16 protein-coding genes are annotated in these 16,548 nt (G+C 50.0%); 6 read left to right on the top strand and 10 right to left on the bottom strand.

Annotation, left to right across the window (positions count from 1 at the left end; genetic code table 11):
* Positions 1-26: 26 nt before the first annotated feature.
* The 5 genes from FDW94_RS17660 (at position 27) to osmB (ending at position 5,919) form a co-directional block, all read left to right on the top strand.
* The gene (locus tag FDW94_RS17660) at positions 27-1,961 is read left to right on the top strand and encodes an exoribonuclease II (RefSeq protein ID WP_137377974.1); all 1,935 of its coding nucleotides are present in this window, start codon (positions 27-29) and stop codon (positions 1,959-1,961) included.
* Between the two features lie 265 nt (positions 1,962-2,226).
* A complete protein-coding gene (gene pdeR / locus FDW94_RS17670) occupies positions 2,227-4,218 on the top strand; it encodes a cyclic di-GMP phosphodiesterase (protein WP_008784927.1) in 1,992 nt (663 codons plus the stop codon).
* A gap of 183 nt (positions 4,219-4,401) precedes the next feature.
* On the top strand, positions 4,402-4,584 hold the full coding sequence (locus FDW94_RS17680) for a hypothetical protein (RefSeq protein ID WP_003833313.1): 183 nt from the start codon (positions 4,402-4,404) through the stop codon (positions 4,582-4,584).
* Between the two features lie 95 nt (positions 4,585-4,679).
* A complete protein-coding gene (locus tag FDW94_RS17685; RefSeq protein ID WP_003020580.1) occupies positions 4,680-5,432 on the top strand; it encodes a DNA-binding transcriptional regulator YciT in 753 nt (250 codons plus the stop codon).
* Between the two features lie 268 nt (positions 5,433-5,700).
* Positions 5,701-5,919 (top strand): osmotically-inducible lipoprotein OsmB, encoded by a 219-nt coding sequence (osmB, locus tag FDW94_RS17690; protein WP_003020583.1) that lies wholly within the window; start codon positions 5,701-5,703, stop codon positions 5,917-5,919.
* Positions 5,920-6,010: 91 nt separating this feature from the next.
* On the opposite strand, the gene yciH is transcribed toward osmB, so the two are convergent.
* The 5 genes from yciH to pgpB form a co-directional block, all read right to left on the bottom strand.
* Positions 6,011-6,337 (bottom strand): stress response translation initiation inhibitor YciH, encoded by a 327-nt coding sequence (gene yciH / locus FDW94_RS17695; protein WP_003833315.1) that lies wholly within the window; start codon positions 6,335-6,337, stop codon positions 6,011-6,013.
* The gene (pyrF, locus tag FDW94_RS17700; protein ID WP_103285296.1) at positions 6,338-7,075 is read right to left on the bottom strand and encodes an orotidine-5'-phosphate decarboxylase; all 738 of its coding nucleotides are present in this window, start codon (positions 7,073-7,075) and stop codon (positions 6,338-6,340) included.
* A gap of 190 nt (positions 7,076-7,265) precedes the next feature.
* Positions 7,266-8,435 carry a lipopolysaccharide assembly protein LapB gene (gene lapB / locus FDW94_RS17705; RefSeq protein WP_008784929.1) on the bottom strand — a complete coding sequence of 390 codons (1,170 nt, stop codon included), beginning with the start codon at positions 8,433-8,435 and terminating at the stop codon, positions 7,266-7,268.
* 6 nt (positions 8,436-8,441) lie between these two features.
* Positions 8,442-8,750 (bottom strand): LapA family protein, encoded by a 309-nt coding sequence (locus FDW94_RS17710; protein WP_003020595.1) that lies wholly within the window; start codon positions 8,748-8,750, stop codon positions 8,442-8,444.
* Between the two features lie 149 nt (positions 8,751-8,899).
* Entirely contained in the window at positions 8,900-9,664 is a 765-nt protein-coding gene (gene pgpB, locus FDW94_RS17715; protein ID WP_125363572.1) for a phosphatidylglycerophosphatase B, read from the bottom strand.
* A gap of 201 nt (positions 9,665-9,865) precedes the next feature.
* On the opposite strand from pgpB, the gene ribA reads away from it, so the two are divergent.
* Positions 9,866-10,456, top strand: coding sequence for a GTP cyclohydrolase II (ribA, locus tag FDW94_RS17720; RefSeq protein WP_003020601.1), 591 nt, complete (start codon positions 9,866-9,868; stop codon positions 10,454-10,456).
* A gap of 49 nt (positions 10,457-10,505) precedes the next feature.
* Here ribA and acnA read toward each other — a convergent pair whose 3' ends face one another.
* From acnA to FDW94_RS24455, 5 genes are all read right to left on the bottom strand, one after another.
* Positions 10,506-13,181, bottom strand: a complete 2,676-nt coding sequence (acnA, locus tag FDW94_RS17725) for an aconitate hydratase AcnA (protein ID WP_137377975.1) — start codon at positions 13,179-13,181, stop codon at positions 10,506-10,508.
* Positions 13,182-13,489: 308 nt separating this feature from the next.
* Entirely contained in the window at positions 13,490-13,660 is a 171-nt protein-coding gene (locus FDW94_RS23560; protein WP_165612489.1) for a hypothetical protein, read from the bottom strand.
* A gap of 2 nt (positions 13,661-13,662) precedes the next feature.
* Entirely contained in the window at positions 13,663-13,803 is a 141-nt protein-coding gene (locus FDW94_RS17730; protein WP_213732144.1) for a YmiA family putative membrane protein, read from the bottom strand.
* A gap of 315 nt (positions 13,804-14,118) precedes the next feature.
* The gene (cysB, locus tag FDW94_RS17735; RefSeq protein WP_003020610.1) at positions 14,119-15,093 is read right to left on the bottom strand and encodes an HTH-type transcriptional regulator CysB; all 975 of its coding nucleotides are present in this window, start codon (positions 15,091-15,093) and stop codon (positions 14,119-14,121) included.
* Between the two features lie 208 nt (positions 15,094-15,301).
* A partial coding sequence (locus FDW94_RS24455) for a DNA topoisomerase (protein ID WP_349290472.1) occupies positions 15,302-16,548 on the bottom strand: 1,247 nt, incomplete at its 5' end.

Below are 16,548 nucleotides of genomic sequence, written 5' to 3' on the forward strand. Positions count from 1 at the left end.
TCTTTTAGCCACGAAAATAGACAATTATGCTTCAGGACAACCCGCTGCTAGCGCAGCTTAAACAGCAACTACATTCCCAGACGCCACGTGCTGAAGGGGTGGTAAAAGCCACGGAAAAAGGCTTTGGCTTCCTGGAAGTCGATGCACAAAAAAGCTATTTCATTCCACCGCCGCAGATGAAAAAAGTGATGCATGGCGACCGTATTGTTGCGGTTATCCATACAGAAAAAGACCGTGAGTCTGCTGAGCCGGAAGAACTGATCGAACCCTTCCTGACGCGCTTCGTGGGTAAAGTTCAGGGCAAAAATGACCGTCTGTCCATTGTGCCGGATCATCCGTTACTGAAAGATGCTATTCCTTGTCGTGCAGCCCGCGGCGTTGAACATGAATTTAAAGAAGGCGACTGGGCTGTTGCAGAAATGCGCCGCCATCCGCTGAAAGGCGATCGCACCTTCTACGCCGAGTTAACCCAATTTATCACTTTTGCTGATGACCACTTTGTCCCGTGGTGGGTCACACTGGCACGCCATAATCTGGAAAAAGAAGCACCAGACGGTGTAGCAACCGAAATGCTGGACGAAGGCCTTGTTCGTGAAGATTTAACCGCCCTCAATTTCGTCACCATCGACAGCGCCAGCACCGAAGATATGGACGATGCGCTGTATGCTGAAGAACAAGCTGACGGCACGCTACAATTAACCGTCGCCATTGCCGACCCAACAGCCTGGATTGCAGAAGGCAGCAAGCTGGATAAAACGGCTAGAATTCGCGCGTTCACCAATTATTTACCGGGGTTCAATATCCCGATGTTACCACGTGAATTGTCTGACGATCTCTGCTCTCTGCGCGCGAACGAAGTGCGCCCGGTTTTAGCTTGTCGTATGAGCATTACCGCCGATGGCACGATTGAAGACAACATCACCTTCTTCGCCGCAACCATCGAGTCTAAAGCGAAGCTGGCCTATGACAATGTTTCCGACTGGCTGGAAGGTACTGGCGAGTGGCAACCAGAAAACGACGCGATTGCGGAACAAATCCGTCTGCTGCATCGTATTTGCCTGAGCCGAGGAGAGTGGCGTCATAACCACGCGCTGGTCTTTAAAGATCGCCCGGATTACCGTTTCGTTCTCGGTGAAAAAGGTGAAGTACTGGACATCGTCGCTGAGCCGCGCCGCATCGCAAACCGTATCGTGGAAGAATCCATGATTGCGGCAAATATTTGCGCCGCCCGTGTGCTTCGCGACAAGCTGGGCTTCGGTATTTACAACGTCCATATGGGATTCGACCCGGCCAACGCCGACGCTCTGGCCGCGCTGCTGAAAACCCACGGTATGCACGTCGATGCCGAAGAAGTACTGACACTGGAAGGTTTCTGCAAACTGCGCCGCGAACTGGATGCACAGCCATCCGGCTTCCTCGACAGCCGAATTCGCCGCTTCCAGTCTTACGCTGAAATTAGTATTGAGCCAGGTCCACACTTTGGGTTGGGTCTGGAGGCATATGCCACCTGGACTTCCCCAATCCGTAAGTACGGCGATATGATCAACCACCGTCTGCTTAAGGCCGTCATCAAAGGCGAAACCGTCGCCCGACCTCAGGATGATACCACCGCGCAGATGGCAGAACGTCGTCGCCTGAATCGGATGGCTGAGCGTGATGTGGGTGACTGGCTATACGCCCGTTTCCTGAGTGATAAAGCCGGAACCGACACCCGCTTTGCGGCCGAGATCATCGACGTCAGCCGCGGCGGCATGCGCGTACGTTTGGTTGATAATGGCGCTGTTGCCTTTATTCCTGCACCCTTCCTGCACGCCGTGCGTGATGAACTGGTCTGCAGCCAGGAAAGTGGTACCGTACAAATCAAAGGTGAAGTGGTTTACAAAGTCACTGATGTGATTGACGTAACTATCGCCGAAGTTCGCATGGAAACCCGTAGCGTTATCGCGCGTCCAGCAGCGTAAACTGACAAATCCAACGACCTTTCTCTTTTTTGAAAGGTCGTTTTCTTTTTTTAGCGGCCAAATTTCAACCACACACTACACTTCTCTTATCCAGTCAAAATTTTTTTTTACTATTTTTCAGTTCCGCTGGCTTTGCTTTTTATGGATTCTGGATTACATATAAATATATAAATAAAACAATACGTTCAGCCATAATCACCCTGAATGAATCATGGCTACCCTTACTTTTGAGGCTTTATGCGCTTTAAACGGGATAGTACACATCATGAAAGACGTCCGGGAGCTGGTTACGTTGTATAGCTATGTGGGCACTCATAACCCCTACTGGCGTTTGTCAGAGGATTGCAACATCCTGCATTTCTCTATTGACGAAACAGCAGACGCTGAGCAGACCATCGAATTATCACCCGAGCAGGCCGACCGCATTCGCGAGATGACGGTAATTACGTCAAGCCTGTTGATGACGTTACCTATTGAAGATGACGATATTCCGGTACATTTGGTCGGGCGGAAAATCAATAAGCGCGAATGGGCCGGCAGCGCATCAGCCTGGGATGACACCCCTTCCGTCGCACGCGATCTGGCTCAAGGTCTCTCTTTTGCCGAGCAGGTGGTTTCAGAAGCCAACTCCGTTATTGTCATTCTTGACCGCATGGGCAACATTCAGCGTTTTAACCGTCTGTGCGAAGAGTACACCGGACTCAGAGAACGTGAAGTCATTGGCCAAAGCGTATTCACACTGTTTATGAGTCGACGTGAAGCCGCAGCCTCCAGACGCAACATTGAGGTCTTTTTTCGCGAAGGCAACTCATATGAAGTCGAACGTTGGGTGAAGACCTGCAAAGGTCAGCGCCTGTTTCTTTTTCGCAATAAGTTTGTACATAACGGTAGCGGCAAGAACGAAATATTTCTGATCTGTTCCGGCACCGATATCACTGAAGAACGCCGCGCGCAGGAACGCCTGCGTATGTTGGCTAATACCGACTCCATCACCGGATTACCGAACCGTAACGCCATTCATGAGCTGATAAGCGACGCGATTGAGAACGCAGGTGATACTCAGGTTGGGATTGTATATCTCGATCTGGATAACTTCAAAAAGGTGAACGATGCCTACGGGCATATGTTTGGCGATCAGCTATTACAGAGTGTGTCGCTTGCAATCCTCAGTTGTCTTGACGACAACCAGCTATTGGCTCGGTTTGGCGGTGATGAATTTATCGTCCTTGCCACCGAAACGTCCCAGAGCACTCTGGAAGCTACCGCATCGCGCATTCTGACACGCCTGCGTCAGCCCTTTCGCATTGGCCTGATTGAAGTCTATACAGGCTGCTCTATTGGTATTTCCCTTGCTCCACAGCATGGTCAGGACTGCGAGAGCGTCATTCGTAACGCCGATACGGCCATGTACACCGCGAAAGAAGGCGGCCGCGGACAGTTTTGTGTTTTCTCTCCGGAAATGAATCAGCGGGTATTTGAATACCTGTGGCTGGATACTAACCTGCGCAAGGCGCTGGAAAACGATCAACTGGTTATCCATTATCAGCCAAAGATAACCTGGCGAGGCGAAGTGCGCAGCCTGGAGGCGCTGGTACGCTGGCAGTCTCCGGAACGCGGCCTCATTCCACCACTGGAATTTATCTCCTACGCCGAAGAGTCAGGGCTTATCGTTCCGCTGGGTCGCTGGGTTATTCTGGACGTTGTGCGTCAGGTCGCAAAATGGCGCGCCAAGGGAATCAATCTGCGCGTGGCGGTAAACGTTTCTGCCCGCCAGCTCGCCGATCAGACGCTATTTACCGATCTCAAACAGGTGCTTCATGAACTCGACTTTGAATATTGCCCCATCGATGTCGAGTTAACGGAAAGCAGTTTGATTGAAAATGAGCAGTTGGCACTGTCCGTCATTCAGCAGTTTAGCCAGTTGGGGGCGCAAATCCATTTGGATGATTTTGGTACTGGATATTCGTCACTGTCTCAACTGGCCCGCTTCCCGCTTGATGCAATTAAACTGGATCAGACCTTTGTCAGGGATGTACACAAACAACCTATTTCGCAGTCGCTAGTACGTGCCATTGTTGCGGTCGCACAGGCACTCAATCTGCAGGTCATCGCCGAAGGTGTTGAAAGCGCGAAAGAGGATGCGTTTTTAACCAAAAATGGTGTCAACGAGCGTCAGGGTTTTTTGTTTGCCAAACCAATGCCAGCGGCTGCATTTGAACGTTGGTATCGACGACATCTGAATAAAAAAACGCGCTAATGCTGTGGGATCAAACGTCATTAATAGCCATAAATGGACATTACGTAACGATCCTATCTGCATGTAATCACAGAATATATAATATTCTTCTATCATTGATAGTTAATACTATTTTTCCCTTCTCTTTTGCCATGAAATTCTGCATCATGAAATTCAAACTCTATTGCTATTAGGATGATAACCATGTCTGATATCGACGCTCAGCGTCTGGCCGAACGCATTGATACCGTGCTGGATATCCTCGTTGCAGGTGATTACCACTCAGCCATCCACAATCTCGAAATTCTGAAGGCTGAGCTGCTAGACACGGCCAAAGAAGATGCCGAGTCTTTGCCCAAAAAGCACAAGGCTCCCTGGGAGATCTGATGACATTAACCCTTTAATGTCGCTGCTATAAGCAAACTGCGTATGAAGCAGTTTCCGTTTAATTTCCGATACGATATCGCAATAAAATTAATATTATGAATTCCCGACAACAATCTATTTTGCAGATGGTGACTGATAAAGGTCAGATGAGCGTTGCCGAACTGGCAAAAATCACCGGTGTCTCGGAAGTGACGATTCGACAGGATCTGAACACACTGGAAAAACAGAGTTATTTACGCCGTGCGCACGGTTTTGCCGTTTCATTGAACAGTGATGATGTGGAAACGCGCATGATGACTAATTTTACGCTGAAGCGTGAACTGGCCGAATTTGCCGCATCTTTGGTAAGCCCTGGCGAGTCCGTATTCATTGAAAACGGCAGCAGCAATGCGCTCTTGGCCAGAACGCTGGCGGAGCAAAAAGATGTCACCATCATTACCGTCAGCAGTTATATAGCCCATCTGCTGAAAGAAACCCCCTGCGAAGTGATTCTCCTTGGCGGCATCTATCAGAAAAAAAGCGAAAGCATGGTGGGGCCCTTAACTCGCCAGTTTATCCAGCAGGTACATTTCAGCAAGGCCTTTATCGGCATTGATGGCTGGCAGGCTGACACCGGCTTCACCGGACGCGACATGATGCGTTCTGATGTGGTTAACGCGGTGCTGGAAAAAGGTGCAGAAGTTATTGTACTTACTGACAGCTCAAAATTCGAAGCCATTCACCCTTACACGCTGGGTCCATTAGAGCGATTCAGCCGCGTAGTCACGGATTCCAGACTCAGCGCCAGCGTACAAATGCAGCTCGAGCATTCAGGATTAACCGTCAATATCATTGATGCGCACGCATAAAATGTTCAGCAGATGATTTGTCAGTCGGCAAATCATCCCCTCTCTGAGAGTTATCTGACAGTCCAATTAAGACTTTTTACCTGTCGTTAACAGGATTAAGTCGTAAAATTAATGTTAGCGATATAACAGGAACGAACCTCCAATCTCAGGATAGTGTTTGTCATGCCTTCGCTAAACGGTTTCACGGAAATATCTTCGTTAGCCTAAATTTAGCGCTACTCTTAAAGAACACTGGATTCCGTGAATCAATAATTCAGGAGAAAGTATTATGTTAGTAACGAGCAAAAAAATGACCGCTGCCATTTTGGCAATTACTCTGGCAATGTCGCTGAGTGCCTGCTCTAACTGGTCCAAACGTGACCGTAACACCGCAATTGGTGCTGGTGCTGGTGCAATCGGTGGTGCAGTCCTGACTGACGGCAGCACGCTGGGCACGCTGGGTGGTGCTGCAGTAGGTGGTATTATTGGCCACCAGGTGGGTAAATAATTTACGGTTAAACGGCTCGATATAATAATACGTTTACTTTTTCAGGTCTGTATTATTAAAAAGCCACGGAAAAATTCCGTGGCTTTTTTTATTAACCGCCAGCCAATTTAACTTTCATTCCTTTGGCTTCCAGCAGCGATTTAATCAGGTCGCGTTTATCACCCTGTATCTCAATCACGCCATCCTTCACTGCCCCGCCGCAACCACATTTTTTCTTCAGTTCCGCAGCTAATTTGGTCAGTTCAGCATCGTCCTGATCTATTCCAGTAATCAGGCACACGCCCTTACCTTTGCGGCCACTGGTCTGTCGCTGGATACGGACAATGCCATCGCCTTTGGGACGCTCTGGGACGGCTTTCGGTTCATCAATACGCCCGGTGTCAGTTGAGTAGACCAGACGAGAATTTGAGTCGTTCATTTACGCACCTCGTTTCAGGGAGGCATTGATCATCTTCAGCGTCTGAGCCGGATCTGCCGACTGTGTGACCGGACGACCAATAACCATATAATCCACGCCAGCTGACTGTGCCTGTTCCGGCGTCATAATGCGACGCTGGTCGCCTGCCTCGCTACCTTCAGGGCGAATACCCGGCGTAACCAGTTTAAATGCCTGGCCAAATGCCTGCTTGAATCGCACTGCTTCCTGCGCGGAGCATACGACACCATCCAAACCACAATGTTGGGTTAAACGCGCCAGCCTTTCCGCATGCTCCGCAGGTGACAACGTCACGCCAAGGTCGGCAAGATCGCTGGCTTCCATACTGGTCAGAACTGTTACTGCAATCAGCAGCGGCGCATCCTTGCCAAAAGGCACCAGGGCTTCACGTGCGGCGGTCATCATACGCGCCCCACCTGAAGCATGAACGTTAACCATCCACACGCCAAGCTCAGCCGCCGCCGCAACGGCATGCGCGGTAGTATTGGGAATATCATGAAATTTCAAATCAAGAAAAACGTCAAAGCCACGCTGTTGTAAATCGCGAACCAACTGAGGTCCAAAAAGCGTGAACATCTCTTTGCCCACTTTCAAACGGCAATCACGAGGATCAATTCTGTCGACAAAAGCTAATGCTTTATCACGATTGGAATAATCGAGAGCGACAACGACAGGAGAATCAGTAACAGCACGAGAAAAAGATGAAGCAGTAAACGTCATGACCAGACCTTCCTGAGGATGGGCGCCATCGGCGGCGCAAAATGGGTAAACGGCGTGCATTCTACCTGCGGCAATAGAAAATTAACAGGCGCGATTACATTTCTGCCAGGCGAATTTGGCAACGGAGGTTGAGGATGGATTGGTTACACATCATTAGTATGTTGTAACTAAAGTGAAGTTTTTTTAAAAATTACAGCCCATCAAGTCCGCGAATAGGCTTAATGGTTGACCATGAGCGACAGGATGGGCAGTGCCAGTACAGTGTATATGCGGTAAATCCGCACTTCTGGCAACGATACCGAGGCTTGCTGCGCACCTGCTCCCCGACCATATCGCGCAGAACCATCAGGCTCTCTTTCGCGCGCCCTTCTTCTGCTTCGTTAAGATGGTAATCCATCAACTTGTGGAACACGCGCATCGTAGGATGGCGTTGTAGCTGGCGGGTAATATAAACCTGAGCGGTATCAGTCCCCTCACGCGCTTCAAGAATATCGGCCAGCATCAGCTCTGCGGCGGCGCCAGTATTCTCCTCAACGGCCCGACGTAAAAACTCGGCCCACTCATCGTTTTTCCCCAGATGCTGGTAGCAGCTTTGCAGCATTTCCAGCGTTTCGCTGACCAGTTCTTTATCCTGAGAAATCACGCGTTGCAGACTTTCAACGGCCTTCGCGTAATCGCCTTTCACCATGTACACACGGCCCATCATGATGGAAACACGTGCACTGTTTTTGTCTGCCGCAGCCCCTTTTTTCAACAGCGTCATGGCGCGATCCATATCGTCGCTACCCATCTGCTGTAAGGCCAGTTCGCAGTAGAAGTGAGCTATCTCGATACGTTGTTTATCTTTACCGAGTTTCACCAGGCGTTCTGCAACATCAATCGCTTTCTGCCATTCGCTGGTCGCCTGATAAATTTGCAGCAGTTGCTGTAATGCACCGACGCGAAAATCTGTTTCATCGGTAAGCTGATTAAACATGTCTTCCGCGCGGTCGTACAGACCTGCGGCCATGTAGTCGCGCCCCAGCTGTTGTACGGCCAACAAACGCTGCTCATAGGTTAGCGAAGCACTTTCCATTAACGTTTGATGGATGCGGATTGCGCGGTCGACTTCACCGCGCGAGCGAAACAGGTTTCCGAGGGTGAGATGAGCCTCAACGGTGCCCGTATCCTCTTTTAGCATATCGAGGAACAGATCCACCGCTTTGTCTTGTTGGTTGCTCAGGAGGAAGTTAACCCCGGCGACATAGTCACGGGAAAGACGGTTAGCTTCATCCTGCTTGGTTTGTTGCGCACTTCTGCGACCCATATACCACCCATAGGCAGCGGCTACAGGCAAAAGCAGAAACAACAACTCCAACATAAATAATTATTCCTTCACAACCGACGAATCGGCAGAAACCGCAACGTCGGTCGCAGGCGTAAGCTGGTTTTCCAGTCGTTTGATTTTACGTTCGGCGCGCGCAAGAGACACACGAACCTTCAGCCAGAAAAGGCCGCAAATTAACCAACCAATCGCGAAACCTGCGGCAAACAATACAGCAAGCAGCGTAGAGATACGATACTCACCCTGAGCCAGCAGGTAATTAAACGTAACCTGTTGATCGTTTTGCGCACCTAATGTCACCGAAATAACAAAAATCGCCAACACCAGTAAGAAAATGAGTAAATATTTCACATTACTTCCCGTTATGTGGTTTGAGCGAATAAATCGTGTACAACTTACCGCGTTGAGCCCTTTAAATTACCATTTTCACAACGAGTGCGAAACGGAAAAGCGCTTTCCCCTTTCTGATTTAAGGGCAAAATTCGAAAAATCAATCATGGCTAACTTTCTTGTTCACGCTGAGCGATTTCTTTTTCCTCCTGCACAGGCGGCGTTAATGGTCCGCATACCCGCTGCGCAAGCCATGTCGCCAGTGTTACCAGCAACCATGAAATCAGCGTTGCAACGACCAAATCACGGGGCCAGTGCATGCCTAATAGCAAGCGGCTGCCCATAACGCCCGTAGCCCAGATAAGTAAAAACACAATCGTCAGCGTACGTCGGCGTGGCCATAACAGCCCTACTGCCAGTAAAGCCCAACTGGCGGCAAACATCGTATGCCCTGACGGAAAGGCAAACCCTGTTTCTTTTTGCCAGTGCTTACGTAGAAACGTCGGAATATCCTGTTGTTCGGCCAATTGCTCTTTAACTAAGTGACCACGTTCTTTACGTTTTAAAGTGTAGAACTCATCAACCGGAATATGGTGCGTTTTTTCCAGCCACACGACAAAGGGCCGAGGTTCCTGCACCCTGTCTTTAACCCAGGACTTCACGCCCTGACCGACTAAAATGGCCGCAGCCAGGATCGCAAACAGCATTACCGCAGCTTTCAGACGAAAACGCAGACACCACAGAAACCATGCACAGAGAACAACGTGAGTGATAATGCCCCACGGCTGCGTCACCGTTTCCGTTATCCAGTACAGAGATTTTAGCCACCAAGCGTTATGTCCCGGCTGCCAGCTCCAGCCCGATACCCATACGGCAACCGGCATAATAAGTAGCAGCCCGGCCCCGACCGCAGTGCGCTTTGCAATTGACAGCATTGCCTCTCCTTTCGTCGATAAGTCTCACAATCATAACTGAAAAAAGCGCATGCCGGGGAAATTGACAATTTTGTGCCATTCCAAAAGCGAATCCGTTGTCGCGATTAGGTGAACATCGTTGCCTTATGGCAAAATAGTGCAATATAGAACAGAAGCCAACAGGCGACGGCACGACAGTGCCAGCATAATCTGGAGAATTACATGCAGCTTAAACGTGTGGCAGAAGCCAAACTGCCAACCCCCTGGGGTGATTTCCTGATGGTGGGATTTGAAGAACTGGCAACCGGACACGATCACGTCGCACTGGTTTTTGGCGATATCACAGGCCAAACGCCTGTCCTGGCGCGTGTCCACTCCGAATGTCTGACTGGCGATGCATTGTTTAGCCTGCGTTGCGATTGCGGCTTCCAGCTCGAAGCGGCTCTCACCCATATTGCTGAAGAAGGGCGCGGTATCCTGCTTTATCATCGTCAGGAAGGACGCAATATCGGCCTGCTCAATAAAATCCGCGCCTACGCGTTGCAGGACCAGGGTTATGATACCGTTGAGGCTAACCATCAGTTGGGCTTTGCGGCAGATGAGCGTGATTTCACGCTGTGTGCGGATATGTTCAAGCTGCTTGGCGTGGACGAAGTTCGTTTGCTGACCAATAACCCGAAAAAAGTGGAAATTCTGACCGAAGCGGGAATCAATATTGTTGAACGCGTGCCGCTGATTGTGGGTCGTAACCCGAACAATGAACATTACCTGGACACCAAAGCCGCCAAGATGGGACATTTGCTGGGCAAGTAATAGTTGTTACCGCCGATAAAAAAGCCTGCTCTCGCAGGCTTTTTACATTCTAGCTCAACATATTACGAATCACGTAGTGCAGAATGCCATCGTTTTGGTAGTACGTTAGCTCCGTCGCGGTATCGATACGGCAACGGCATAAAACAACTTCTTTACGTCCATCCGAGCGAACCATACTCACCGGCACTGTTGCACCCGGTTTGATGTTTTGCAGATCCGTAATATCGATCGCTTCCTCACCGGTTAGTCCCAGCGTTTTACGCGTGACACCCTGCGGGAATTCCAGCGGCAAAATCCCCATACCAATCAGGTTAGAACGGTGAATTCGCTCAAAGGATTCAGCGATAACCACGCGAACCCCCAGCAAGCGCGGGCCTTTTGCCGCCCAGTCGCGACTGGAGCCAGAGCCATACTCTTTCCCGGCAATAACCGCCAGGGGAATATTCTCCTGTTGATATTGCATAGCCGCATCATAGATAGCCACTACCTCAGTTCCCGGCAAATGACGCGTCATCCCACCTTCCACGCCAGGTACCATCTCATTGCGAATACGAATATTGGCAAAGGTACCGCGCATCATTACTTCATGATTCCCGCGCCGCGAACCGTAGGAGTTAAAATCGTTACGCTCTACGCCGTGGCTTTGCAGATAACGCCCCGCCGGGCTGTCCGGCTTAATACTACCTGCAGGAGAAATATGGTCAGTGGTGACGGAATCTCCAAGCATTGCAAGGATACGCGCGCCGTGAATGTCCTGGACCGGATCCGGCGTCGCCTGCATACCATCGAAGAACGGCGACAAGCGGATATAGGTTGAGTCAGACTGCCAGCCATAGGTATCAGCCCGATCTACCTGGATTGCTTTCCATTCTGGCGTGCCTTCAAACACTTCAGCATACTCTTTATGGAACATGGCGGTAGAAACCTGCTCCACGGCACGGGCAATTTCCTGAGCCGTCGGCCAGATATCTTTCAGATATACGGGATCGCCCTTTCTGTCATGCCCTAACGGATCTTTAGTCAGATTGATATTCATATTCCCCGCCAGCGCATAGGCCACCACCAGCGGCGGAGACGCCAACCAGTTGGTCTTCACGAGCGGATGGATACGCCCCTCAAAGTTTCGGTTGCCGGAAAGCACAGCACCAACGGTGAGGTCGCCTTTTTTGATAGCAGTCTCGATAGGATCGGGTAACGGACCCGAGTTACCGATACAGGTGGTACAGCCATAACCTACAAGGTTAAATCCCAGCTCATCAAGGTATGGCGTGAACCCTGCCTGCGCCAGATAATCAGACACCACCTTCGATCCTGGCGCCAGCGAGGCTTTCACCCATGGCTGACGTTTCAGACCAAGCGTCACTGCTTTTTTCGCCAGCAGCCCCGCCGCCATCAATACGCTTGGGTTAGAGGTGTTGGTACAGGAAGTAATCGCTGCAATAACCACAGCACCATCCGGCAACTGGTACTGATGACCGTTCATTGTATAGTCCACTGGCTGGCGATCTTTCAGTGAGCTATTCACTTCGAGTTCATTACTCGCCGAAAACGCTTTCGGGACATCAGCCAGTGCCACCCGATCCTGCGGACGCTTCGGTCCGGCAAGGCTAGCTTCTACACTGCCCATATCCAGCTCCAGTGAACTGGTAAATACGGGTTCATCCCCAGGATTACGCCACATTCCCTGCGCTTTGGCATAGGCGCTGACCAGCTCAACCTGCTCCTCACTGCGCCCACTCAGACGCATATATTCAAGAGTGATGCTATCTATCGGGAAGAAACCGCAGGTTGCGCCGTATTCCGGTGACATGTTCGCAATGGTTGCCCGATCGGCCAGCGGTAAGGTGTCCAGCCCATCACCGTAGAATTCAACGAATTTACCGACCACGCCGTGCTTACGCAGCATCTGGGTGACGGTTAAAACCAGGTCAGTAGCGGTGATGCCTTCCCGCAGTTTGCCCACCAGTTTGAAGCCCACAACATCCGGGATAAGCATAGAGACGGGTTGACCCAGCATTGCTGCTTCGGCCTCAATGCCCCCAACGCCCCATCCCAGCACACCGAGACCATTAATCATTGTCGTATGGGAATCGGTTCCGACCAACGTGTCAGGATAAGCCACCCACTCACCGTCCTGTAACTCGCTCCAGACGGCTTTGCCGAGGTATTCAAGGTTAACCTGGTGGCAAATCCCCGTTCCTGGTGGTACAACGCTGAAGCGACTAAATGCCTGCTGTCCCCATTTCAGGAACACATAACGCTCATGGTTACGTTCCATTTCCAGGCGAACGTTTTCTTCGAAAGCATCATCATCACCAAAACGGTCCACCGTTACCGAGTGGTCAATGACAAGGTCCACTGGCGAAAGCGGATTCACTTTTGCCGTATCCCCACCCAGACGTTTCACCGCTTCGCGCATAGCGGCCAGATCGACCACCGCCGGCACGCCGGTAAAATCCTGCATCAGAACACGAGCGGGTCGATAGGCAATTTCACGATCGGCATGGGCAGTCTTCAGCCAATGCGCGAGCGCATGAATATCATCTTCGGTTACGGAATTACCATCCTGCCAACGAAGCAGGTTTTCCAGTAACACTTTCAGCGATTTGGGTAGTCGGGTGATATCACCCAGTGATTTAGCGGCCAGAGGTAAACTGTAGTAGCGGTAGGTTTTATCTTTAACCTGCAATGTGTCCTTACTGGCTTCTCGTAGGGTCGACGACATAGCTCCTCCTTAAATGACAGGGTTGGATCCCCTGATTTCCTCAGGGTTAGTATTAAAGATAACACAAACAAAATGTAACGCTTTGATAACAACTCAAATTGATAAAAGTAGCGCGCGATACAAAAGCGCGAAGTGAGGTCAATGGTAGGGAAGAAGGTCTAGCCGTGTAGATTAATAGGATGAATATTCAGCAGGCAATAGCGCAATCGATAATACGTTGATTAGGTGGCTGATGGTGAATACATGGGATAAACAATTCGATATTTAAGGCCACGAGGTAATCGTTATTATTATAAAATACGTACGAATTATTGTTTCTGTTTATCATCATCGGTTAACAGGTCAATAAACGCCCGTTGTTCAGGAGAAAGATTCCAGGATTCGGGTATCTTTGGATCTTTCTCGGCTACGGTTTTGCTCTCTTGCTCATGGTCATGAGACGCTGGCGTCACGGTAGAGTGCTGCTCCGGTGCGGACATACTTACCCCCACACGTTCCAGGCCACGAGTGCGACAATAATCCAGAATATCGCAGAGCCAAGAAACACGGCGAACCAGGCTTTACGTTTCATCGCGGGATCCCGGCGTGCAGGCTGGTTTCCTGAAGGCATCGCTAACCTCATACTATCGAAATCACTTATCATTTAGGCACCAAACAATTGGTACAATTAATCATCAGATAGGAGGAATCCTAATAAAAAAGGCGAAAAAAAGCCAGTTAATTTTCGGACTCGATCTGATAAATAAATCAATTGTTTGATCAATTATGAATATTTGAGCGTGATTTTTGGCAAGCTGACTAATTTGAAACTACTTTAGAGAACTTTTTCCATAAATAATATATGGTTAATATATAGGAGGAGAAATAATGAATAAATTCAGACTCTCCTGTCGGTATCACTTTATGCTTACGGATACCGACGAGGTAACAACCGTTATTATTTCTCAGGCAATTTAATATCTTTAAACATGGCTTCAATATCATCGTTGGAACGCAGTGCCACCGCCGTGTCCACCACATCACGCGTCAGATGCGGCGCGAAACGTTGAATGAAATCATACATGTAACTACGTAAGAAGGTGCTGCGACGAAAACCAATTTTGGTGGTGCTATGGCTGAAGATATCGTGCGCATCCACACGTACCAGGTCAGGATCGGAAACAGGATCAACCGCCATACTGGCAATTACACCCACGCCGAGACCCAGACGGACATAGGTTTTAATAACATCGGCATCGGTCGCGGTAAAAACAATACGCGGCTCCAGACCCGCACGGTTAAACGCGGTGTCCAGCTCCGAACGCCCGGTAAATCCAAAGGTGTAGGTCACCAGTGGATACTGTGCCAGTTCCTCAATAGAAACCGAAGATTTTCCCGCCAGCGGATGATCCGGCGTGACGACAATCGAACGGTTCCAGTGGTAGCAAGGTAACATCACCAGATCGTCATACAGATGCAGGGCTTCCGTCGCGATGGCAAAATCCGCATTCCCTTTCGAGACGGCTTCGGCAATTTGCGTCGGCGATCCCTGATGCATATGCAATGAAACACGAGGATATCGCTCAATAAAACCTTTAATCACGTTCGGCAAAGCGTAACGTGCCTGGGTGTGCGTGGTGGCAATATACAGCGAGCCTTTATCCGGCCAGGTATGTTCACCAGCAACGGACTTAATAGCATCTACCTTAGACAGTACTTCGCGCGCAATACGGATGACTTCCTGCCCCGCTGGCGTAACCTGGGTCAGATGCTTACCGCTACGGGCGAAAATCTGGATGCCAAGTTCATCTTCCAGCATACGAACTTGCTTACTGATACCGGGCTGAGAGGTATAAAGCCCTTCCGCCGTTGAGGAGACATTAAGGTTGTGGTTCACCACCTCAACAATGTAGCGAAGCTGCTGTAATTTCATGTTATGCCATCCCGATTCGCGCCATCAAATCATCGTTTCAGTGCAGGCTCGTGGGCGCTGCTAATACGATTTAATAATAAAAAGTCTGTTAACTATAACCACTATATCATTTATATGTACGCTGTATAGGTATGACAAAAAATAATATGCCAGAAACAAAAAGGGCCGCTTACGCGACCCTTTGAGGAGAAATTCAGCCGTAACGCTGTTATTTCTTCCCTTCTACCCATTTACCGTCAACGAAGAACGCGGACCAGCCAGTCGCCTTACCGTCTTTCTCAGCGGCAACGTATTGCTGCTTGGTTTTACGGCTGAAACGAACCATAGACTTGTTACCATCCGGGTCTGTTTGCGGCGCATCTGCCAGATAACGCAGTTTTTCCGGCAGGCGATCGCGGAAGCGGTACAACTCTTCCACCAACGGCGCACGAGTCTCACGTGATTTCGGGAACGTATTGGCCGCCAGGAAGATACCTGCAGCACCATCACGTAACACGAAATACGCGTCAGATTTTTCACACGGCAGTTCCGGCAGCGGAACCGGATCTTCTTTCGGCGGAGCAACTTCACCGTTACGCAGGATCTTACGGGTGTTTTTACACTCGTCGTTAGTACACGCCATGTACTTGCCGAAACGTCCCATTTTCAGGTGCATTTCAGAACCACATTTTTCGCACTCTACGATAGGACCGTCATAACCCTTGATACGGAATTCACCCTCTTCGATCTCGTAGCCGTCGCAGGTTGGGTTATTACCACACACATGCAATTTACGCTTAGGATCGATGAGATAACTATCCATTGCCGTACCGCACTTCTGGCAGCGGCGTTTGGCGCGCAATGCGTTCGTTTCCGCGTCATCGCCTTCCAGCACGTTCAATACTTCGTTTTCCGGCACCAGGTTAATGGTGGTTTTGCAACGCTCTTTCGGGGAAAGTGCGTAGCCGGAGCAACCAAGGAAAACGCCGGTACTGGCGGTACGAATACCCATCTTGCGTCCGCAGGTCGGGCAATCAATGCTGGTCAGCACCATCTGGTTTGGACGCATACCGCCTTCTTCAGGATCTTTCTCGGCTTTATCTAACTGCTGAGTAAAATCAGTGAAGAAGTTGTCGAGTACGCCCTTCCATTCGGCTTCGTGATTCGCCACCTGGTCGAGGCTGTCTTCCATCTGCGCGGTAAAATCGTAGTTCATCAGCTCGCGGAAGTTTTCTTCCAGACGATCGGTGACGATTTCACCCATTTTTTCAGCGTAGAAGCGACGGTTTTCAACGCGAACATAACCGCGATCCTGAATCGTAGAGATGATCGACGCATAGGTGGATGGACGACCAATGCCACGCTTTTCAAGCTCTTTAACCAGCGAAGCTTCACTGAAGCGCGCAGGCGGCTTGGTGAAATGCTGCGCAGGTGTCAGCTCGATAAGCGTCAAGGTATCGCCTTTGTCCACCGCCG

The sequence above is a fragment of the Citrobacter sp. wls757 genome (genome assembly GCF_005280935.1).
Classification (GTDB): domain Bacteria; phylum Pseudomonadota; class Gammaproteobacteria; order Enterobacterales; family Enterobacteriaceae; genus Citrobacter; species Citrobacter portucalensis.

Coding starts and splice junctions, on each gene's coding strand:
- pgpB (WP_125363572.1), bottom strand. CDS start 9,664: ATGCTGTCAATTGCAAAGCGCACTGCGGTCGGGGCCGGGCTGCTACTT.
- pyrF (WP_103285296.1), bottom strand. CDS start 7,075: ATGACGTTTACTGCTTCATCTTTTTCTCGTGCTGTTACTGATTCTCCT.
- osmB (WP_003020583.1), top strand. CDS start 5,701: ATGTTAGTAACGAGCAAAAAAATGACCGCTGCCATTTTGGCAATTACT.
- lapB (WP_008784929.1), bottom strand. CDS start 8,435: ATGTTGGAGTTGTTGTTTCTGCTTTTGCCTGTAGCCGCTGCCTATGGG.
- FDW94_RS17680 (WP_003833313.1), top strand. CDS start 4,402: ATGTCTGATATCGACGCTCAGCGTCTGGCCGAACGCATTGATACCGTG.
- FDW94_RS23560 (WP_165612489.1), bottom strand. CDS start 13,660: ATGTCCGCACCGGAGCAGCACTCTACCGTGACGCCAGCGTCTCATGAC.
- FDW94_RS17685 (WP_003020580.1), top strand. CDS start 4,680: ATGAATTCCCGACAACAATCTATTTTGCAGATGGTGACTGATAAAGGT.
- ribA (WP_003020601.1), top strand. CDS start 9,866: ATGCAGCTTAAACGTGTGGCAGAAGCCAAACTGCCAACCCCCTGGGGT.
- yciH (WP_003833315.1), bottom strand. CDS start 6,337: ATGAACGACTCAAATTCTCGTCTGGTCTACTCAACTGACACCGGGCGT.
- FDW94_RS17730 (WP_213732144.1), bottom strand. CDS start 13,803: ATGAGGTTAGCGATGCCTTCAGGAAACCAGCCTGCACGCCGGGATCCC.
- pdeR (WP_008784927.1), top strand. CDS start 2,227: ATGAAAGACGTCCGGGAGCTGGTTACGTTGTATAGCTATGTGGGCACT.
- cysB (WP_003020610.1), bottom strand. CDS start 15,093: ATGAAATTACAGCAGCTTCGCTACATTGTTGAGGTGGTGAACCACAAC.
- acnA (WP_137377975.1), bottom strand. CDS start 13,181: ATGTCGTCGACCCTACGAGAAGCCAGTAAGGACACATTGCAGGTTAAA.
- FDW94_RS17660 (WP_137377974.1), top strand. CDS start 27: ATGCTTCAGGACAACCCGCTGCTAGCGCAGCTTAAACAGCAACTACAT.